We start from the raw sequence: 20,402 nt of genomic DNA, 5'->3' as shown, positions 1-20,402 counted from the left end.
AAGGGAATAAGGGAATAAGGGAATAAGACGGTGACGCACAGGGCGGTGATGCCTCCCCTACTCCCCTACTCCCCTACTCCCCTACTCCCTTCCCTCAACTTCCCCTCAATCGACCATTTCGCAGCCGCGAAATTCAGCGTCGCAATAATGACCAGCGCGATGAGCTTGGCCGGCCACACTCCGATGCTGCCTGCAAGAACTGCGATCGACAGGTTGGAGACTCCGAGCGAGGTAAGCGCGCCGAGCGACACAAATTGAAGGAAAGAATGCGCGATCGGCTTTTCGCGATCGCGGTCGAAAGACCAAAGCGAGTTGGCGGCGAAGGAGAAGATGACCGCGACGCACCATGCGACCATGTTGCTGACGAAAGGCATTCCGATCAGCTTCAGCATGAGAGTGAACGTGGCGAGATCGATGGTGGTATTGGCAAGCCCCACCACCGCGAAGCGTCTGAGCTTCCCGGCGAGGCTCCGTTTGCGACCCGCTTCGCTCATGCGTTGATGCCCGACAGGCGGACCCCGTTTCGCGAAAGCAGGGCCGCATAACCATCGGACAGCAGGGTCCTTAGCTCGAATGGACGAGCGCCGAGCATCGGATCCCGCTCTCGAAGCACTGCGTCGATCTTGCCTGGATGGCACATGAACAGGCTACCGTCGGGCGCTCCCGCTACGGCTCGTTCCAGCGCTGCTTCGAAGTCCGCCGGCTTGCGCCAGTCGTAGATGCCGAAGAGCGGTCCCATGATCTCGAAGCCGGATTTGCGCATAGCGGCGTCGAAGCCGAGCGCAAACGCCGCGATCGTGGCGATTTTTGCCGCGGCCATGTCTGCCTTGGCGGGCATCGACGGCGAGCCTCGCAGCCTGGGCCGGGATTCCTCGGATCCGCTTGCGAATGTGGCTCGCAGCCAGTCCCGCACCACGGGCAGGAAATGCACATGCTGATGCCCGTCGATGAAGTCGGGATGCTTGCCGAACGCTGCGGAGAAGCGGCCGAGCTGTGCGTCGAGTTCGGCGTGAACGTGCCGCCTCTCGACCGTGCCGAGCGAAGAGGCGGCAACCAGCTTCGCGAAGGAAGGCAAGCTTCCGGCCGGTGCGAGCGTCGAGCCGCCGGTGAGCGCCGGCTGATCGGTCAAGGTGAGATGCAGCCCGATCGCGGCCCGGTTGAGATACGGCTTCAGTTCGGCAGCATCGCTCGACCAGGCCGGAAAACCCGTCATGCAGCTCGTCCCGGAAATCCGACCCGCTTCGAGGAGCGCAAGGATACCCTCATTAACGCCAGGGGCAAGGCCGTAGTCGTCGGCAATCACCCAGACCCGACGCCTCATGCGGAACTTGTCTCCGGCCGAGCTTTCGGCTTCACGGGCTCGGGCGCGGAGATGACGTCGCGCACGACATAGACAGGCCGATCCTTACTCTCGCTGACGGCGACCCAGACATACTCGCCGACCAGCCCCAGCAGCGCGAGATTGAGGCCGCCAAGAAATACGACAGCAACGAGCAGGCTCGGATAGCCGGGAACCGCAATCCCGTAAAACAGCACCTCGAACAGCACCTTTACGCCGACGGCCCCCCCTCCAATGGCTGTGAGCAGTCCGAACAGCGTAAGGATGCGCAACGGGACGGCAGAGAACGAGGTAAGCCCTTCGAGGCTGAAGGCGATGAGATCGAGGCGCGACCACTTGCTGGAACCCGCGGCCCGTGGCTCGGGCGAATAGACGACGGCCTTCTGCCGGAAGCCGGCCCAGGCATAGAGGCCCTTGTTGAAACGACGCTTGTCCCGCAGTTTTGAGATGGCGTGCGCCACCGCTGCGCGCATCGCACGGAAGTCGCCGGCATTGGCTGGGATATCGAAGCGCTGGCTGCTGTTGATCAGACGGTAGAACACGCGTGCCAGCTGGCTGCGCCGCCAGCTCGAATCGCTGCGGTCTGTCTTGGCGTAGACCACGTCGACATTGGGATCGCCCAGCAGCTCCGCCAGCAGCTTGAGGCCGATCTCGATCGAATGCTGGAGGTCGGCATCCATGATGAGCACGTAGTCCCCGCCGACCCTGTCCAGTCCGGCCAGCACCGCGACCTCCTTGCCGAAATTGCGGCTGAGCCTGACGATTTCCCACGAACCGGTGAGCCCGCTCGCGAAGATCTCGGCGCTGCCATCCGTGCTGCCGTCATCGACGAGGATCTTGTGAACTGTCAGGCCGAACCGGCGTCCCACTTCGGCTTCGAACTTGGCGACGAGCGAAATGAACGCTTGCGCCGCCTGCGCCTCGTTCAGGAAAGGCGAAATAAGGTCCAACCTAGCCATTCGCAGCGTTCATTTCGATGCGAGAGCGGCACGGCGCGGATTGAAATTTGAAGACGCTCGAATTGTCCCGGGCATTGTTTCTTTCGTGCAGGCGCCTGTTCTAGCCCGCTAATAGCCCATAAGGCGAGGCGCGCAAACATCCGATGCCTGTGATTGACGTCGCCGGCCACATGATCAACCGCTCCTGCCGATCTTTGCGGAACATGCAAGCTCGGACATGTTAGGACAAGGGAGTTTCCGGCGGTTTCGGACAGGGAGGATCAATGAGCTACGTCGAGGATCTGTTTTCGGTCGCAGGCAAGAAAGCGCTGGTGACGGGTGGCGCGACCGGCATCGGGCGCATGATCGCGACTGCCCTCGTGAGGGCTGGCGCCGAGGTGATGATCGCTTCTCGCAAGGGTGCCGATTGCGAGAGCGCAGCCGCTGAGCTCAACGCGCTCGATGCGGCCGGCAAGGCGGAAGGCTTTTCCGGCGACCTTTCCAGCGAGGCCGGCATTCTGGCGCTGGCTGAAGAGGTGAAGAAACGCGCCGGCCGCCTCGACATTCTGGTCAACAATGCCGGCACTTCGTGGGGCGCGCCCTTCGAGGACTTTCCCTACCACGGCTGGACGAAGGTGCTGGCAGTCAATGTCACCGGCCTCTTTCACCTCACCCGTGAGCTGATGCCGCTGATCGAACGGGCAGCCAGCCCGGAGGACCCGGCTCGCATCATCAATCTCGGTTCCGTAATGGGCACCCAGCCACTCGCCGACGATGCCTATTCCTACACGGCGTCGAAGGCCGCCGTCCATCATCTGACCCGCACGCTCGCGATCGAGCTCGCCGGCCGCAGCATCACCGTCAACGCATTCGCGCCGGGCCCCTTCCAGAGCCGCATGACGGCTTTCGCCACGGCGACGGACGAGCAGGCGGCAATGGTCGGCGCGCGCGTGCCGCTCGGCCGTATCGGACGCCCGGATGACATAGCCGGGGCGACGCTGTATCTGTGCAGCCGTGCAGGCAGCTACGTCACAGGCGCGATTCTGCCCATAGACGGAGGCCAGTCGGTGCAGCATGGGATGACGCTGTTCAAGGAATGAGTGCGTGGAGACAATTTCGCTGGAGAAGGTGCAGGCGAGCGTCGGAACCGAAATCGGTGTCTCCCCTTGGCGGGTCGTCTCGCAGACGATAATCGACAAATTTGCCGACGCGACCGACGACCACCAGTTCATTCATGTCGATCCGGAGCGGGCGGCGCGTGAAGCGCCGTTCGGCGGCACCATTGCACACGGCTTCCTGCTGCTCTCCCTGCTTTCGGCGATGACTTTCGAGACGCTGCCTGAGATCGAAGGGCAGAGCATGGGCATCAATCACGGCTTCGACAAGATCCGCTTCCAGGCCCCCGTCAAGTCCGGCGCCCGCATCCGCGCTCGCTTCTTCCTCGCCGACGTCAACGCCCGGCCTTCGGGCTGGGTGCAGGTGTCCTACGACGTGACGATCGAGATCGAGAATTCACCGAAGCCCGCACTGACGGCGCGCTGGCTGACGCTCACCTTCGTGGAGCCCAAGCAAGCAAATGCATGAGCGACCCGCAACGCGTCGCTTGACGGCAATGCCTCGAATACCGCAAAGGCTGAGCCCTGGGGCAGGAAGGCCCCGCCTGAGGCCGAATGCACTGCGCAGCTGATTGACGGGGGACGGGAAACCGGTAATGGGGCGTTTCGAGGGGCTCGCTGTTCTGGTGACTGGGGCGTCAGGCGGTTTCGGCCGGCGCGTTTGCGAACGGCTCGCCAAGGATGGCGCCAACCTCGTGCTTTCCGACCAGGACCCGAAACAGCTTGAAAAGCTCGCGGCCTCACTCGATGCCGAAACAGTCGTGCTTTGCGGCGATATCGCCGGGGAGGAGCTTTCCGAAAGCCTTGTCAAGCTTGCCGTCGAGCGCTTCGGCCGGCTCGACGTCGCGGTCAATAATGCCGGCATTGCGCAAAGTTTCGTCAGGCTGGCACAGGTGCCGTCCGACGAGGCACGCCGCATCATCGACATCAACCTGATGGGCGTCTTCTACGCCATGAAGCATCAGCTGCCGCAAATGGAGCGGCAGCACCGCCAGACCGGCAGAGGCGGCGTGATCGTCAACATCGCCTCGGTAGCCGGACTGGTCGGCGCTGAGCGGCTTTCGGTCTATGCGGCAGCCAAGCATGGAGTTGTCGGGCTCACCCGCTCGGCCGCTGCCGAATACTCCAGGAAGGGTGTGCGCGTGAACGCGGTCTGCCCGGCCTATGCCCGCACAGCCATGGTGAACGACTTCGTCAAGATCGCCGGAAAGCGCGAGGCCGATGCCATCGCCGAGCTGACGCGCGGCGTGCCGATGAAGCGCGTTGCCGAGATCGACGAGGTTGTCGAGGCCATCCTTTTCGCGGCCGACCCCAAGAATTCCTTCATGACCGGCCATGCGCTGTCGGTCGACGGCGGGACGACGGCGATCTAGCGGTGAAGTCCTGACATTCGGCAGAGGTCGGTCCTGGGTTCACCCACGCCCTTCATCGCCAAGCAAAAGCGTTCAGCGCTTCGGTTTGCCCGGCCGGCCCGGAATCGCAGTCGAGGTCACCGACGGCGGATCACTGGCGGGAAAGGAATCCTCCAGCCCCTCGTCGAGCTCTTCCTGCAGGTCGTCCGGATTCGCTGGTCTGTCCGCCGGTTGCGCCGCCGCGGCCTCGTCCTTGAGCTTCTTCTTTCCGTCCATGTCACCACTCCCGAAGCTTAGCCAAGCGCTGTCAGCTAAACCCGACAGCGGTCCGGTCGGTTCCGCGGCCTATGCCGCAGCGTCCTTGGCGGCTTCCGTCAGAAAGGTCCAGACATAGTCCGAGAACGAGCGCCAGCATTCAACCCTGAAGCTTTCCTCAGTCGGGCGATAGAGCACGATCTCGGCCTTGCCGAGCACCGTGCGCGAGCAAGCGCCGACCGGAAAGACAGCCAGCGACAAATCCTGCGGGCAGCCGGCATTGATGGCCGCCGCGGCTGCGGGGCCGGACACCGAGATCGCGACATTGCGGTGCGAAACGCCAACCGCCGAATGCAAGGCCTTAACGCCGGCGCAGTCCGCCAGAGGGTCCTTGCCTGCCTCGTCGATGACCAGCCATTCGTCCGGACCGAGCCAGAGCGCAATGCGGGCGTCCTTGTCCGTGGAGGTCTTCGGCTTCTCAGGCAGCTTGACGCCGAGCGCCTTGGATAAGGCCGAAATCGACGCGGCCGGTGCACGCAATGAGATGCGCTCGGCCGGTGGCAGCACCGCAAGGGTAACGCCCCTCGCTTCGAAGGTCTCGCCGGCAAGCGCCGGGCGACGTTCGACCGCAGTGGAAGATCCGGCCTTCTTCGCAGCCGCCTTAGCCATTGAGGCGCTCTCCCTTCTCGTCGAAGAACACGGTGCCGGAAACTTCTACCTCGATCACACCGTCGGGCATCGGCACATACAGCGTGTTGCCCATGCGTTCGCGTCCACCGGCGACCAGCGCCAGCGCAATCGATCGGCCGCAATTCTCCGACCAGTAGCTCGACGTCACATGACCGATCATCTTCATGGGGATCGGCTGCTTGGGATCCTCCACGATCTGAGCACCTTCCTCGATCACGACCTTCGGGTCCCTGGTCTTCAGGCCGACGAGCTGCCTGCGGCCGGGCGCGACGAGATCGGGCCGCATCATGCCGCGGATACCGACGAAATCGGTCTTCTTCTTGCCGACCGCCCAGTCGAGCCCGGCGTCATTGGTGGTCACCGTCCCGTCCGTATCCTGCCCGACGATGATGTAGCCCTTCTCGGCGCGCAGCACATGCATGGTCTCGGTACCGTAGGCGCAGGCGTTGTGCTTTTCGCCCTCGGCCCACAGCGCCTCCCACACCGCCTGGCCGTAATCGGCCGGCACGTTCACCTCGAAGCCGCGTTCGCCGGAAAACGACATGCGGAAGAGCCGCGTCGGCACGCCGCAGATCTTGCCCTCGCGCACCGACATATGCGGCATCGCCGCGTCGGACATGTCGATGCCTTCGATCAGCGGCGCGATGATGTCGCGGGACTTCGGGCCCTGCACGGCGATCACCGCCCACTGCTCGGTGATGGAGGTCAGCCACACATTGAGATGCGGGAACTCCGTCTGGAGATAGTCCTCCATATGGTGGAGCACGCGCGGCGCGCCGCCGGTCGTTGTCGTCACGTGGAAGCGGTCCGGCGCCAGCCGGCCGACCACGCCGTCGTCATAGATGAAGCCATCCTCGCGCAGCATGATGCCATAGCGGCAGCGGCCGGGCTCGAGCTTCTCCCACGGGTTTGTGTAGAGAAGCTCCATGAATTTGGCCGCATCCGGGCCGACTACTTCGATCTTGCCGAGGGTGGAGGCATCGAAGAGCCCAGCGGACTTGCGGACCGTCGCGCATTCGCGGTTCACCGCTGCATGAATGTCCTCGCCACCGCGCGGAAAGTACCAGGCGCGTTTCCAATGGCCGACATCCTCGAACACGGCGCCCGCTGCTTCAGCCCATCGGTGGATCGCGGTGCGGCGGGTCGGGTCGAAAAGAGCACCGCGCGAATGGTTGACGATCGCGCCGAAGGTCACCGGCGTGTAGGGCGGTCGGAAGGTCGTGAGCCCGACCTCCGGGATTTCCTTTCCGAGCGTCTCTGCGGCGATCGCAAGCCCATGCATGTTGGAGGTCTTGCCCTGGTCGGTCGCCATGCCGTTGGTGGTGAAGCGCTTGACGTGCTCGATCGAGCGGAAGCCCTCACGAACCGCGAGACGGATGTCCTTGGCCGTCACATCGTTCTGGTAGTCGACGAAAGCCTTGACGGTCGCATCCGCGCCGGCACCGGGAGCCGAACCCAGCATTCCGCCGGTCCAGGCTTCGCTCGTCTCGGCCTTGATCTTCACGCCTTTGGCTGACTTGCCGCCGGCTTCGTTGGCGGCTTTCTCGCCGGCAGCAAGAGCTTCTGCGACGGATTCGGCGAGACCGGCCGTGCCGTTGCAGGCGCCGACCGAAACGCAGTCCTGCGCATATTGGCCGGGCAGAAAGCGCCGCGTCGTCTCGTCGAAAGCGACCTTGCCGCGCGACTGGGAGAACAAGTGGACGGAGGGCGTCCAGCCGGCCGACATCAGGAGTGCGTCGACCGGGATGGTGCGCTCCGGCCCGCCAGCCTTCGCCTGCACGGTCATGGAGGAGATGCGCAGCCTGCCGCTCGTCCTGACAACCGCGCGCCCGTAGTTGATCTCGATGCCCGCCGCCCGAACCTCGTCGATGACCGCTCCGGTCGGGTTGTCGCGCAGGTCGACGATCGCCGATATGTTGGCGCCGGACTTCTTGAGGTCGAGCGCAACCTGATAGGCGGAATCGTTCGTAGTGTAGACGCCGATATTCCTGCCGACGGCAACGCCGTAATGGTTGAGATAGGTCCGCGCAGCCGACGCCAGCAGGATACCCGGCCGGTCGTTGTCGGCAAAGACCATGTGCCGTTCGATCGCGCCGGTGGCAATGATCACACGCTTGGCGCGCACCTGCCATAGCCGCTCGCGGGGATCGTCGCCGGGCTCGGCGAGATGGTCGGTGACGCGCTCGACCAGCCCTACGAAGTTCTGTGCGTAATAGCCAAAGGCGGTGGTGCGCGAAAGCACCCGGACATTGCCCATTGCCCTGAGCTTTGCGACTGCCGCCTGGGCCCAGGCCCAGCCCTCCTCGCCATCGACCCTGGCGCCGGCCTCGAAGCGCAGCGCACCGCCGAACTCTGCCTGCTCGTCGCAGATGATGACGCGAACGCCCGTCTCGGCCGCGGCAAGTGCTGCCGCAATCCCTGCCGCTCCGCCGCCCAGCACCAGCACCTCGCAATGCGCATAGCGCGAGGAATAATGGTCAGGGTCCGGCTGGTCAGGCGCGACGCCCAGGCCGGCTGCCGCGCGGATATTCGGCTCGTAGAAGCGCTTCCAGGCCGCCTTCGGCCACATGAACGTCTTGTAGTAGAAGCCGGCGGAGAACATCGAACCGGTGAGGTCGTTGACGGCACCGACATCGAAGCTGAGCGACGGCCAGCGATTCTGGGAAGCGGCGGAAAGTCCGTCATAGACCTCCTGCACCGTGGCCCTGACATTCGGCGTTTTGCGCGAGCAGTCCCGTTCGACGGTCACCAGCGCGTTGGGTTCCTCGGCTCCCGCTGAAAGAATGCCGCGCGGCCGATGGTATTTGAACGAACGGCCGACCAGATGAATGTTGTTGGCGATCAGCGCCGAGGCGAGCGTGTCGCCCTCGAGGCCTTCGTAACCATTGCCGTCAAAGGTGAAACGGACGGGCTTTCCGGAGAGCCGGCCTGCGCCGGGGAGGCGATTGGGGGCGGTCATAGGGCGGCTCCCGCAAAAAGTTGAATACCAATCAGCGCTTGCGCTCTACGTCGCCCCCCTCTGTCCTGCCGGACATCTCCCCCGCAAGGGGGGAGATTGGACGGCCGCTTTGGTTTCGCCAATCGCCAGCGTTGCAGATTGGCGAGACCAATGGTGACAGCCAATCTCCCCCCTTGCGGGGGAGATGTCCGGCAGGACAGAGGGGGGCGCGACAGAACGCTGCCTCTCATTTCGAAGCACCCTTGACGCTGCTGTCATTCGCCGCCGCTACCACCTCGGGCTTCGGCTCCCCGGCCTTGTAGGTCATGACGAACTTGTCGGTGACGGTGTCACGCACGGCGTTGAAAAACCGTGCGCAGCCATGGATGTGCCGCCAGCGCTCGTAAATGATCCCCTTCGGGTTCGAGCGGATGAACAGGAATTTTTCGAAGTCGTCGTCGGTTTCACCGGTGATGCTGGACGAGCGCGCGATATGCGCCTCGCCGGTGTTGCGGAACTCGATTTCCGGCCGCTCTTCGTCGCAGTAAGGACAGTGGATCAGGAGCATCGTATTCTCGAAAAACAGTTCATCAATGCGCGACGGCCGCAGCCGCGGCTTCGTCGATGAGCCGGCCGGTGCGGAAACGCTCGAGGGTAAACGGCGCGTTGATCGGATGCGGGTTGTCGTTCGCGATCGTGTGGGCGAAGACGTGGCCGGAACCCGGCGTCGCCTTGAAGCCGCCGGTACCCCAGCCGCAATTGACGTAGAGACCCGGCACCGGTGTCTTGGCGAGGATCGGCGAGCGGTCGGGCGTCACGTCGACGATGCCGCCCCAGCTCCGCAGCATCTTCATGCGCGTGAACATCGGAAACATCTCGCAGATGGCGTCGAGGGTGTGGTTGATGATGTGCAGCCCGCCGGTCTGCGAATAGGAGACATATTGGTCGGTACCGGCACCGATCACCAGCTCGCCCTTGTCCGACTGCGATATGTAGGCGTGCACGGTGTTGGACATGACCACACAGGGGAACACCGGTTTCACCGGCTCCGACACCAGCGCCTGCAGCGGATAGGATTCCAGCGGCATCCGGACGCCGGCCATCTGCATGATGACGGAGGAATGGCCGGCTGCCACCACGCCGATCTTCTTTGCGCCGATGAAGCCGCGCGTGGTCTCGACCCCGGTGACATGGCCGTTGCCGGCGCGACGGATACCTGTCACCTCGCAATTCTGGATGATTTGCACACCCCGATCCGAAGCCGCTCGCGCATAACCCCAGGCGACGGCGTCATGCCGCGCCGTACCACCGCGTCGCTGCAGGGCGGCGCCCACGACCGGATAGCGCGCCTCGCGCGAGATGTTGAGCGGCGGGCAGAATTCCTTCGCCTGTTCCGGCGTCAGCCACTCATTGTCGACGCCGTTCAGCCGGTTGGCGTGGACATGGCGCTTCAGCACCTGGATGTCGTGCACATTATGCGCGAGCATCATGACGCCGCGCGCAGAATACATGACGTTGTAGTTGAGGTCCTGCGAGAGCCCGTCCCACAACTTCACGGCATGATCGTAGATCCCCGCGCTCTCGTCATAAAGATAGTTGGAGCGGATGATGGTGGTATTGCGCCCGGTATTGCCGCCGCCGAGCCAGCCCTTTTCCAGCACCGCGACATTGGTGAGGCCGTGTTCCTTGGCGAGATAATAGGCGGTAGCCAGCCCATGGCCGCCGGCGCCGACGATGATGACGTCGTATTCCTTCTTCGGCTCCGGGGAGGCCCATTGCTCTTCCCAGCCCTTGTTGCCGCGCATCGCCTCACGTGCAATGGCGAACACCGAAAATTTGCGCATGCGCCTTTTGCCCTCGGAACCCCGGAAACCCTGGTGGAAACGCTGGATTGCGACGTTACCACTAGCCAAAAGGCTCTGCCACCCTTGCGCTGTTTGCGACGGGGCTTGCCGCTTTGCGCCGCACACCCTCATTCGGACGGGCAAAGGTTTGGGCTGTGGGAATCGCCATTAACCCTCTTCGCGTGGCAAGGCCGCCGATGATAGAGACGGGCCGCAACGAGGTTCTTGGATGAAGGTTGGCATCGACATGGGAGCGGCTGCCGGCGGCGCCGCGGCCAAGCTCGATCTCGAGGAACTGTTGGCGACCCGCCTGCTGGTGCAAGGCAATTCCGGGTCCGGCAAGTCGCACCTTCTGCGCCGGTTGCTGGAGCAGAGCGCACCTTGGGTCCAGCAATGCGTGATCGACCCCGAGGGTGACTTCGTCACGCTCGCCGACAAGTTCGGCCATCAGGTCGTCGACGCGCAGCGGACCGAGGACGAACTCACGCGAATCGCCGGGCGGGTGCGGCAGCATCGCGTCTCCGTCGTGCTCAATCTCGAAGGCCTCGACGTCGAGCAGCAGATGCGGGCAGCAGCGGCCTTTCTGGGCGGCATGTTCGATGCCGACCGCGACTACTGGTATCCGGTCTTGGTCGTCGTCGACGAAGCCCAGCTTTTTGCTCCGGCCGCCGCCGGCGACGTCGCCGACGAGGCGCGAAAGATCTCTCTCGGCGCCATGACCAACTTGATGTGCCGCGGCCGCAAGCGCGGACTGGCCGGCGTCATCGCCACTCAGCGGCTGGCAAAGCTGGCCAAGAATGTCGCCGCGGAAGCATCCAACTTCCTGATGGGTCGGACATTCCTGGACATCGACATGGCTCGGGCCGCGGACCTGCTCGGCATGGATCGCCGCCAGGCGGAGATGTTCCGCGACCTCGCACGCGGCAACTTCGTTGCGCTCGGCCCGGCCCTCTCCCGGCGGCCTTTGCCCATCACCATCGGAGCGGTCGAGACCTCGGCCCGCTCGACAAGCCCGAAACTGACGCCGTTGCCGGACGCACCGGAGGACGCACGCGATCTCATCTTCACGCCGGGCCCGGAAGAGGCTCGCCCGCCGGTGCGCCGGCCGGCGGCGCCGCCGCCCATCCCGACCGCCGATCTGCTGGCGCAATTGACGCGACCGAAGCTCGCGCCCCTGGAGCCGGCGCCGCAGCCCGTCTTCCCGGTGATCGACGAGGCGGAGCGCGAAGCAGGCATCGAGACGGTGTTGCGCGAGATCATCGACGATGCCGACGCAGCCTTCCGTTCGGACGCCGTGCTCTACCAGGATTTTCTCGTCCGCTGCCGCATCCGCCGAGTTCCGGGAGAGCCGCTGGCCCTGCCAGCCTTTCGCCGTCGCCTGGCCGTAGCGCGCGCAGGCGTCGACGAGAAGTCCGCCGATGGCGAAGCATGGTCGACGGCTCTCAGCCTTTCCGAGGCTCTGCCCGACGACCTGCAAGGCGTTTTCCTGCTTTTGGCGCGTACCGCCACCAACGGCGAGCCGTGTCCGTCGGACGCCCTTCTGGCGCGTACCTATGGCAGTCATTCGCCACGCCGGGCCAGGCGGCTGCTCGCCTATTTCGAAGAGCGCGGGCTGCTGGTCATCCGCACCGATTTCCACGGCAAGCGCATCCTGGCCTTTCCCGATCTCGGCTGCGAGACGGCGCCAGGCGACCCCGACGCGCCGGACGATGGCTTGGCTCGGGCCGCTGCGGAGTAAGGCTCAGGCGAAATTCTGCTGCCCATTGAGCGCGAGGGGATGCCGGCGAACATGTTGCCTTCGGCGGTTGATACTGGCGATGATAGATTTTGACCGTTGGCGCTGCCCCTCATCGCCCTGCCGGGCACTTCTCCCCGTAAACGGGGAGAAGGACGCCGGCCGTTTTTGATGGCGCTTCTTCTATAATGCTGGCGATTTGCGAAACCAAAACGGCAGTCGTGCCTCTCCCCGTTTACGGGGAGAGGATGCCGGCAGGCAGGTGAGGGGCGGCGCCAACGGTCAAAATCTTACAGCCGTCCGTATGGTCCTTCCCCTTTCAAATGGCTTCGCGCGATGAAGGGCTGCGCCAGCCGAATTGCAGGACACGCCAGCCAGAAGGCGCTGCCACCATTGCGATTTTTGCGACGATGCCTGCCACCTTGCGCCGCAGGTTTCGGGTGGCTGGTCCGCTTCGCGTCTGCGATCACGTCGCCGCTAGCCGGCGGCTTCCGGCTCACACCATTGCAAGGAGCGGAGAATGTTCGCACTCACCAACAAGGTTACCATCGTCACCGGAGCAAGCTCGGGGATCGGACGGGCAACTGCCGTCCTGTTTGCCGAGCAGGGCGCCAAGGTCGTCGCAACGGCGCGCCGGCAGTCGGAGCTGGACAGGCTCGTTTCGGAAATAGCCGAGGCGGGTGGCGACGCCGTTGCGCTTGCCGGCGACGTCGTAGACGAGGACCATGCCGAAGCGCTGGTTGACCTCGCCGTCAAGCGGTTCGGCGGCCTTGATATCGCTTTCAACAATGCAGGCGTGGTCGGCCAAATGGGGCCGGTTTTCGATCTCTCGCTGCAAGCCTGGCGCGATACGCTGGACGTCAACCTGACCGGCGCCTTCCTTGGCGCCAAATACCAGATACCGGCGATGATTGAACGCGGCGGCGGCTCGCTCATCTTCACCTGCACATTCGTAGGCCACACTGTCGGCATGCCGGGAATGACGGCCTATGCCGCGAGCAAGGCCGGCCTCATCGGCCTCACCCAGGTGCTTGCCGCCGAATATGGGCCGAAGGGTGTGCGCGTGAACGCGCTGCTGCCGGGCGGCACGGATACGCCGGCCGCGACTTTCAAGACCCCGGAGTCGCGGAGCTTCGTGGAAAGCCTCCATGCGTTGAAGCGCGTCGCAACGCCGGAGGAGATCGCACGTTCGGCGCTCTACCTTGCCTCTGACGCGTCTAGTTTCACCACGGGCGCGGCGCTCCTCGCCGATGGCGGGATCTCGATCAATCGGATCTGAAATTTGTAATTGGAGGTCGCCGAGCAGTCTCGATCACTGCGTCAACTCGCTCATTGCTGGAATGGCATAGCGCGAGACCTCGGCCACCTTCGGCGGGCACCTCGGAATCAGGTCCAGCCTCGGCCATTTGTCCGGATACATGACCGCAAAACGCGCTTCGAGACGCAGCAGGAAGAACGCCGACGCCCCGATTTTGGCCGTGCCGTGCACGACACTGATCCTGCCGTCGATCTGCGGATGGTTGAGGATACGCTGGTGGGCGAGAATTGCCTGGACAAGCGGATCAGCGTCGGTTCCGGCGCAGGTGCCGGTGAGTTGCACCTTGCGGTAGAGGACCTTCCTGTCCAGGTCCGTAAGGTGAAAATCGGCCGCAAGGATGTAATACCATTGGATGAACGACACGTCGCAAGGGTCGCTGTTGCTGCCGCCCTTACCAACGGACGCGTCGAGGTTCCACATGAATTTCGGTCCATAGATGTACGGCTTCATTGCTGGCTTTCCCCAAGGGCAACAAACGTACAATCTGCAACCGTTGATTTTGGCCCGCAAGCCGTAAACCTCTTTGCGAGCTCAAGCCCGCTAAATGCTCGAACACCCCTTGTCGGCAGGCCGGCGGTCGCACCTCCGCGTGCCGCGGCACATGTCGCAGCAATTCGACAGCCGCCGCCGATCGTGTGGAAAGCCGACAGATGCTGAGCTTAGGGAGAGCTCATGCCCGGTGGCCCGTTGATGCAGCCACCACTACCGCGGACTGCGTTCATTGCCGGCACCGCTCTCGCCCCTTCGGATGCGGCAAGGCTCCTGGCCCTGCCTGCGCCGAGCTGATCAGCGTGCCTTCGCCGTCTTCATATCCGGCAGGAAAATGGTGAGCAGCCCAAAAAGTGGCAGGAACGAGCATAGCCAGAAGACGTAGTCGATGCCCTTCTCGTCGGCGATGACGCCGAGCAGCGCTGCACCGATGCCGCCGAAGCCGAAGGCGAGCCCGAAGAAGATGCCCGCGACCAGACCGACGCGCCCGGGCACCAGCTCCTGCGCGAGCACCACGATCGCCGAGAAGGCCGACGACAGGATCAGGCCGATCAGGATCACCAGTATGTTCGACCAGACAAGGTCCGCATATGGCAGCGCCAGTGTGAAGGGAAGCACGCCCAGGATCGAGAACCAGATCACCGCCTTCGGCCCGAAGCGGTCGCCGAAGAGGCCGCCGAGCACCAGCCCCGCGGCCGACGCGCCGAGGAACAGGAACAGCATCAGCTGAGAGTGCTGCACGGTCACCCCGAATTTGTGGATCACATAGAAGGTGTAGTAGCTCGAAAGGCAGGCCGTATAGATGTTCTTCGAGAAGGTGAGAACAGTGAGCACGGTGAGTGCGATCAGCACCGTGCGCCTGGGTAGCGTCGGAGATGTGCTGGCTGCGGCTTTGCGTTGGGCGCGCTCGCGCAAATGGGCGCTGTACCAGCCACCAACCTGCCAAAGCACCACGATGCCGACTAGGGCAAGCGCCGTGAACCAGGAGACGCTCACCTGGCCAAACGGAACAACGATAAAGGCTGCGAGCAGCGGCCCGACTGCCTGGCCGAAATTGCCACCGAGCTGAAACAGCGACTGCGCCAACCCGAACCGTCCGCCAGAGGCGAGCCGGGCGACACGCGACGATTCCGGATGGAAGATCGCCGAGCCGAAGCCGATGAGCATGGAGCCGACGACAAGCATTTCATAGCTCGGCGCGAAGCCCAGCACGACAAGGCCGATCAGCGACGAGGCCATGCCGACCGGCAGCGAGTATGGCAGCGGCCGCTTGTCGGTATACATGCCGATCCCCGGCTGCAGCAGCGATGCCGTGACCTGGAAGGCCATTGTGAGCAGGCCGATCTGCCAGAAGTCGAGATGAAAGCCGTCCTTCAGCATCGGATAGATGGCAGGCAGCATCGACTGCATGATGTCGTTGACCATGTGGCCGAAGCTGACGGCGAGGATGATCGCCATCACCGTGCCTTGTGCCGCAGCCGAAGGGCGTGCGGGATCAGCAGTAACTGTCGTGTCGGTCAACTCTGGCTCCGAGAAAATCGGCGGATCGCCCGGAATTATCGATAATGTCGCGCGATCACTTAGTGAGTCCATCCTGCGCTGTGATGGCACAGCCTCGGCCAAGTGACAGGCCAGCATGCCTCGGCCGGCCATCATGGGCCGTTGCGCTTCAGGCGAATTTGCGGTGCGCGTCGATGGCCAGACCGAGGCCGACGCTGCCGAACATGTCACCCTCGATAACCTCTGCGTGAGGGAACAGGCCGAGGATGCCGCTGCGGACCTGAGGAACCGCAGTCGATCCGCCCGTCAGGAACACGGTGTTGATGCGCTCGGCCGTGACCTCGGCATCCCTGAGCGTTTTGAGCGCGGTGTCGGCGATGCGCTGGACCGAGTTGGTGATGGCCCGGGAAAGGTCAGCAGCCGAAATCGACAGCATGAGGCGATCGTCCAGCATATCGAGAATGATGTCCGTCTCTGCACGGTCGGTCAGCGCGATCTTGGCCTGCTCGACTTTTGCCGCCAACGCATGCCCCTGGCGATGGGCGATGACCTCGATCATGCGCTCGACCAGTTCCGGGCGCGCCGCCTCGTAGCGAATCTGCCTGAGGTCGCTCATTGCCTTGGACGTGTAGAGGAAGTGAATGCGCTGCCAGGTGGCAAGGTCGTAAAAATAGGCGACCGGCAGATTGCGCTTTGCATCCTTGGTGGGCGTGGAAAGCCCGAACTCGGGCATGACGGTCGCGATGGAGAGCAGGCGATCGAAATCGGTCCCGCCGATATGCACGCCGGCATTGGCGAGGATATCGTTCTTGCGGTCGGAGGCTACCCTGCCCTCGGGCGAGACGCGGACGATCGAAAAATCGGACGTGCCGCCGCCGATGTCCACGATGAAGGCCAGTTCCTCGCGCTCGACGCGCTGCTCGTAATCGAGCGCGGCCGCGATCGGCTCGAACTGGAATTCGACATGGCGGCAGCCGCGGCTCTGCGCCGCCTTCTCGAGTTCGGCCTGTGCCCGGGCGTCTGCTTCGTCGTCGTCATCGACGAAGCGAACCGGCCGCCCGAGCACGAGCTTGTCCAGGCCGGCGTCCAGGTCAGCCTCTATTCTCTCCTTCAGATAGGCGATGAACCCACCGACGATATCCGAGAATGCAATGGAATGGCCCTTGAGCCGTGTCTTTTCTCGAATGAGCGACGTGCCGAGAATGCTCTTGAGGGCACGCAGCAGCCGTCCTTCCGTGTTGGAAGTATATTCTTCGATCGCCTGGCGCCCGAAATAGGTGCGGTCGTCCTCGAAATTGAAGAACACCGCACTCGGCATGGCAATGTGCTCATCCTCGAGCGCAACCAGTCTCGGCCCGCCCTGCCCGAACACCGCCGCAGTGGAATTCGACGTGCCGAAGTCGATGCCGCCATAGTCGGGCTTCATGACATGCCTCAATTTTCTCGGGAGCTGCTGTCTGGGACCCGCCGCGCGGCGGGGAGGCGTTGGCTACACGAGACGCCTATGATTGTCGATCTGAAATCGGCCGGGAGTCAGTCATGGGAAAGTTGTGGGCCAGATATCCGCTTCCGGCACACACGGCTCGGAGTCAGGCGCCTTTACGGTGTGTTCGGTATTTCGATCGCGGCAGCGCCAAGGCACTCGACATCTTACCCTGATTCTGCTATCAGCCGCGACAATTCGCGGTGGAGTCCATCGCGAGGGCAGTAGGGCTTTTCGCCGACTGCCCGACAGATCGAACCCTAAACAAGGAACACACGTGCAGGTACTCGTCCGCGACAACAATGTTGACCAAGCGCTTCGCGCGCTGAAGAAGAAGATGCAGCGCGAGGGCATTTTCCGCGAGATGAAGATGCGCGGACACTACGAGAAGCCGTCCGAGAAGCGCGCCCGCGAGAAGGCCGAGGCCGTCCGCCGCGCCCGCAAACTTGCCCGTAAGCGGGCGCAGCGCGAGGGCCTGATCCCCGGCTCACCGCGCGCGGCAGCTGGCTCACCGCGTGCGGGAGTTGGCCAGGCTGCGCGTCCGGCGCGTTGAAAACGCCAAGTTTTCGTCCTTTTCCGACGATACGCGGGTGGTGGTGACATAGCACCGCCACCTTTTTGTTTGCCCGCGTGTCCGGGCTTCATGGAGAGCAAGGCCACCGACGCGGTGCGCAAAGGGACCTGACCGCATGCATCAAGTTGCGAGCCGCCGAAAGAGCTTCTGGCGGGACGGCGTTTTCGTTGCCCTGCTGACTGCCGGTTTGCCGCTCGCAGCATGCCAGACCAACGGCGAGGTGGCACCGATCGAGGCAGCCCAGGGCTCTTCGGAGAACATTGCCTCCCTGACGGCGGTCATCAACCGCAGCCCGAATGATCCGGAAGCCTACAACGTTCGCGGCTCGGCTTATGGCCGTGCCGGCCGATATCATGAGGCTCTGTCGGATTTCGACAAGGCGATCGCGCTCAACGCGAACTACTATCAAGCCTATTCCAACCGCGCGCTGATCTACCGTTACCTGGGCGACCAGGCGAAGGCGCAGGCCGACTACAATCGTGCGATCCAGATCAATCCCAACTACGACGCCGCCTATATCGGGCGCGGTGACCTCTATCGCAAAGCAGGCCAGACGCAGCTTGCCTTCAACGACTTCCAGAAGGCGATCCAGCTCGACACCACCGATGGCCGCGCCTACCATCGTCGCGGCTTGATCTACCAGAGCCAGGGCCAGCATGCCTTCGCGATCGAGGATTTCTCGACGGCCATTTCGCTCTCGCCCGATTCACCCGAACCCTATAATGGCCGGGGTATTTCCTATCTGGCGCTGAACGACGACGACAACGCTTTCGCCGACTTCAACCAGGCGATCAAGCTCAACGAACGCATCGCCGAGAGCTGGGCAAACCAGGCTCTGGTGTACGAGCGGCGTGGCGACAAGGCGAAAGCCGCCAAATCATATGGGCACGCCAAGCAGATCGATCCTAACTACCAGCCTGCGATCGAAGGGCTGGCGCGCACCCGCAACGGCTGAAGCCCGATCCAGTCAGAAGGCACCCGCATGACGCCGTCGGAACATTCGTTCTGACTGTCCGTTGTTTGGTGATTGCTGTCCAACCCAGGAGAGTGTCATGAAACGGATCAGTCTTGCGGCGCTTGCCGCCTTCGCCATCTCAACCTTGCCGGTCGCCACTCCCTTTGCAGCCACCCAGCGCGCAGGCGTCGAGCTTGGCATGCTCGATTGCGCGATCGGCAGCGGCACAGGCTTCATCATCGGCTCACAGAAGCCCGTCAGTTGCACCTTCAAGCCTACCAATACGAAGTTCGCGCCCGAAACATATACCGGCAGTGTGAGCAAGTGGGGCGTCGATATCGGCCACACCAAAGGGGGCGTGATGCGATGGATGGTGTTGGGACCGAGCCTCAACATCTACAAGCCTCGGTCATTGGCGGGTGGTTATGTCGGAGCCAGCGCAGAAGCAACGGCCGGGGTCGGCGGAGGCGCGAACGTGCTAGTCGGCGGCTCTGGTAACACTTTCCACCTGCAACCCGTCAGCGTGCAGGGCCAGACCGGCCTCAACGTTGCGCTGGGTGTCACGAATTTCCAACTCCGCGCCGCCAAGTGAGCCGGCCAGGCTCGATCATTTCGGCTACCGCGGGAAGGATCTCGCGGCAGCCCGACCATTCTGCGAGTATGATCAGAGCGAATCGTAGACGGCGTCGATCAACCCTTTGCGGCGTGGGTCCACGTCGTCGAAACCCAGCATCCGGTTGGTGACATAGCCGAATCCCACAGCGGCGCCGCGGTCGGCAAAACCCATGGCGCCGCCCCAGCCGGTGTGGCCGAAGGTTTGCGGCGACGCGCGTTCGGCATAGACAACATCTTCGATCTGGTAACCGGCCGCGAAGGCGGCCGGTGCCGCGAAGCTTTCATCGATGCCACGGAAGCGTGGTCTTGCTGCCTCTTCGATCGCACTGGGATTGATCAGCCGTTTGCCTTCCCAAACGCCACCAGCCGCCATCATGCCGTAAACCCTTGCGAGTGCATGTGCGGTCGACTGGCCATTGCCGCCCGGCACTTCCGCGGCGCGCCAGGCGCGGTCGTTTGGTGCCAATGCGCGCGGTACCGGATTCTCGCATGCGTGTGGAAAAGGAGAGGCGCGGACAAAGTCGATCCAGTCCGAAGCCTTCGGGCCCTCGATCATCTCGGCGACCCGGCGATCGTCGCGGTCCGGCAGACCGACATGGAAATCGGCCTGAAGCGGGCCCGCGATTTCTTCTGCGATGAAGCGCCCCACGCTGCGCCCGTCGACCCGGCGCAGCACTTCGCCGGCGAGGTGGCCATAGGTAAGAGCGTGATAGATACAGCGGCTGCCCGGCTCCCATAGCGGCGACATGGCGGCAAGCGCATCGACAAACGGCGTCCACGCGAGCAGGCCCGTTTCGGCCATCGGCACGGCAAGACCGTTCAGCCCCGCCTGGTGCGACATCAGCAGATCAAGCGTAATGCGCTCCTTACCGCCGGCCGCGAATTCCGGCCAGTAGCGTGCGACGGGTGCGGCATAATCCAGCTTGCCGCGCTCCACCAGCATTGCGATGGCGAGTGCCACTACGCCCTTGGTGGAGGACCAGACATTGACGAGCGTGTCACGTCGCCAGGGACGCGTGCGTGCAGCATCGGCATGGCCTCCCCATAGCTCGACGACGGTCCTGCCGTGGACCACCACGGATACGCCAGCGCCATGTTCGAGGCCCTGCTCGAAACAGTCGGCAAAAGCATCGCGCACGCCCGCAAAGCGGGGATCGCAGGTACCTTCTATATTCATGCGCGATTTCTCATCAGATCGGTGGATGAAGCAATTGAGAGGTTTTCTAGCCTGCGGCAATTCCTACCGCCGGTTCAAGAGCCAA

20 protein-coding genes are annotated in these 20,402 nt (G+C 63.5%); 8 read left to right on the top strand and 12 right to left on the bottom strand.

The genetic code is table 11. The features are described from left to right. Positions 1-65 precede the first annotated feature (65 nt). The 3 genes from SAZ10_RS25000 to SAZ10_RS24990 are packed head-to-tail and all read right to left on the bottom strand — an operon-like array spanning position 66 to position 2,298. Positions 66-494, bottom strand: a complete 429-nt coding sequence (locus SAZ10_RS25000; RefSeq protein ID WP_318612109.1) for a GtrA family protein — start codon at positions 492-494, stop codon at positions 66-68. After that, positions 491-1,321, bottom strand: coding sequence for a ChbG/HpnK family deacetylase (locus SAZ10_RS24995; RefSeq protein WP_318612108.1), 831 nt, complete (start codon positions 1,319-1,321; stop codon positions 491-493). The genes SAZ10_RS25000 and SAZ10_RS24995 overlap by 4 nt, the downstream gene beginning before the upstream one ends. Further along, positions 1,318-2,298, bottom strand: a complete 981-nt coding sequence (locus tag SAZ10_RS24990; protein WP_318612107.1) for a glycosyltransferase family 2 protein — start codon at positions 2,296-2,298, stop codon at positions 1,318-1,320. The genes SAZ10_RS24995 and SAZ10_RS24990 overlap by 4 nt, the downstream gene beginning before the upstream one ends. Before the next feature lie 263 nt (positions 2,299-2,561). Between SAZ10_RS24990 and SAZ10_RS24985 the strand changes: the two genes are divergently transcribed. From SAZ10_RS24985 to SAZ10_RS24975, 3 genes are all read left to right on the top strand, one after another. Beyond that, positions 2,562-3,377 carry an SDR family oxidoreductase gene (locus tag SAZ10_RS24985; RefSeq protein WP_318612106.1) on the top strand — a complete coding sequence of 272 codons (816 nt, stop codon included), beginning with the start codon at positions 2,562-2,564 and terminating at the stop codon, positions 3,375-3,377. A gap of 4 nt (positions 3,378-3,381) precedes the next feature. Beyond that, positions 3,382-3,861, top strand: a complete 480-nt coding sequence (locus SAZ10_RS24980; protein WP_318612105.1) for a MaoC family dehydratase — start codon at positions 3,382-3,384, stop codon at positions 3,859-3,861. Positions 3,862-3,988: 127 nt separating this feature from the next. Continuing rightward, positions 3,989-4,765 carry an SDR family oxidoreductase gene (locus SAZ10_RS24975; protein WP_318612104.1) on the top strand — a complete coding sequence of 259 codons (777 nt, stop codon included), beginning with the start codon at positions 3,989-3,991 and terminating at the stop codon, positions 4,763-4,765. A 72-nt stretch (positions 4,766-4,837) separates the two neighbouring features. On the opposite strand, the gene SAZ10_RS24970 is transcribed toward SAZ10_RS24975, so the two are convergent. The 5 genes from SAZ10_RS24970 to SAZ10_RS24950 form a co-directional block, all read right to left on the bottom strand. Then, on the bottom strand, positions 4,838-5,020 hold the full coding sequence (locus SAZ10_RS24970; RefSeq protein ID WP_318612180.1) for a hypothetical protein: 183 nt from the start codon (positions 5,018-5,020) through the stop codon (positions 4,838-4,840). A gap of 69 nt (positions 5,021-5,089) precedes the next feature. After that, positions 5,090-5,668, bottom strand: coding sequence for a sarcosine oxidase subunit gamma (locus SAZ10_RS24965; protein ID WP_318612103.1), 579 nt, complete (start codon positions 5,666-5,668; stop codon positions 5,090-5,092). After that, a complete protein-coding gene (locus SAZ10_RS24960; RefSeq protein ID WP_318612102.1) occupies positions 5,661-8,648 on the bottom strand; it encodes a sarcosine oxidase subunit alpha in 2,988 nt (995 codons plus the stop codon). Before SAZ10_RS24960 ends, SAZ10_RS24965 begins: the two co-directional genes overlap by 8 nt. Positions 8,649-8,874: 226 nt before the next feature. After that, on the bottom strand, positions 8,875-9,195 hold the full coding sequence (locus tag SAZ10_RS24955) for a sarcosine oxidase subunit delta (protein WP_318612101.1): 321 nt from the start codon (positions 9,193-9,195) through the stop codon (positions 8,875-8,877). Between the two features lie 22 nt (positions 9,196-9,217). Continuing rightward, positions 9,218-10,471, bottom strand: a complete 1,254-nt coding sequence (locus tag SAZ10_RS24950; protein WP_318612100.1) for a sarcosine oxidase subunit beta — start codon at positions 10,469-10,471, stop codon at positions 9,218-9,220. Positions 10,472-10,700: 229 nt separating this feature from the next. Here SAZ10_RS24950 and SAZ10_RS24945 point away from each other — a divergent pair, with 229 nt between their 5' ends. Beyond that, positions 10,701-12,209, top strand: a complete 1,509-nt coding sequence (locus tag SAZ10_RS24945) for an ATP-binding protein (protein WP_318612099.1) — start codon at positions 10,701-10,703, stop codon at positions 12,207-12,209. Positions 12,210-12,726: 517 nt separating this feature from the next. Continuing rightward, positions 12,727-13,485, top strand: coding sequence for an SDR family oxidoreductase (locus SAZ10_RS24940; protein WP_318612098.1), 759 nt, complete (start codon positions 12,727-12,729; stop codon positions 13,483-13,485). A gap of 33 nt (positions 13,486-13,518) precedes the next feature. On the opposite strand, the gene SAZ10_RS24935 is transcribed toward SAZ10_RS24940, so the two are convergent. The 3 genes from SAZ10_RS24935 to SAZ10_RS24925 form a co-directional block, all read right to left on the bottom strand. Continuing rightward, positions 13,519-13,974, bottom strand: coding sequence for a hypothetical protein (locus tag SAZ10_RS24935; RefSeq protein ID WP_318612097.1), 456 nt, complete (start codon positions 13,972-13,974; stop codon positions 13,519-13,521). A 336-nt stretch (positions 13,975-14,310) separates the two neighbouring features. Next, complete coding sequence (locus tag SAZ10_RS24930; protein WP_318612096.1) at positions 14,311-15,534, bottom strand: MFS transporter; 1,224 nt, start codon at positions 15,532-15,534, stop codon at positions 14,311-14,313. A gap of 148 nt (positions 15,535-15,682) precedes the next feature. Further along, positions 15,683-16,939 (bottom strand): Hsp70 family protein, encoded by a 1,257-nt coding sequence (locus SAZ10_RS24925; protein ID WP_318612095.1) that lies wholly within the window; start codon positions 16,937-16,939, stop codon positions 15,683-15,685. Positions 16,940-17,273: 334 nt separating this feature from the next. On the opposite strand from SAZ10_RS24925, the gene rpsU reads away from it, so the two are divergent. The 3 genes from rpsU to SAZ10_RS24910 all read left to right on the top strand — a co-directional run bounded on the left by rpsU (position 17,274) and on the right by SAZ10_RS24910 (position 19,117). Then, a complete protein-coding gene (gene rpsU / locus SAZ10_RS24920; RefSeq protein ID WP_318612094.1) occupies positions 17,274-17,549 on the top strand; it encodes a 30S ribosomal protein S21 in 276 nt (91 codons plus the stop codon). A 136-nt stretch (positions 17,550-17,685) separates the two neighbouring features. Next, entirely contained in the window at positions 17,686-18,525 is an 840-nt protein-coding gene (locus SAZ10_RS24915; protein WP_318612093.1) for a tetratricopeptide repeat protein, read from the top strand. A 97-nt stretch (positions 18,526-18,622) separates the two neighbouring features. After that, positions 18,623-19,117 (top strand): DUF992 domain-containing protein, encoded by a 495-nt coding sequence (locus SAZ10_RS24910; protein ID WP_318612092.1) that lies wholly within the window; start codon positions 18,623-18,625, stop codon positions 19,115-19,117. Between the two features lie 72 nt (positions 19,118-19,189). Here SAZ10_RS24910 and SAZ10_RS24905 read toward each other — a convergent pair whose 3' ends face one another. Continuing rightward, positions 19,190-20,317 carry a serine hydrolase domain-containing protein gene (locus tag SAZ10_RS24905; protein WP_318612091.1) on the bottom strand — a complete coding sequence of 376 codons (1,128 nt, stop codon included), beginning with the start codon at positions 20,315-20,317 and terminating at the stop codon, positions 19,190-19,192. Positions 20,318-20,402: the final 85 nt, after the last annotated feature.

Source organism: Mesorhizobium sp. BAC0120, from assembly GCF_033542235.1.
GTDB lineage: Bacteria > Pseudomonadota > Alphaproteobacteria > Rhizobiales > Rhizobiaceae > JAWRCU01.
Note: the sequence above shows the minus strand (reverse complement) of the source record. Positions and strands in the feature narration are given on the sequence as shown.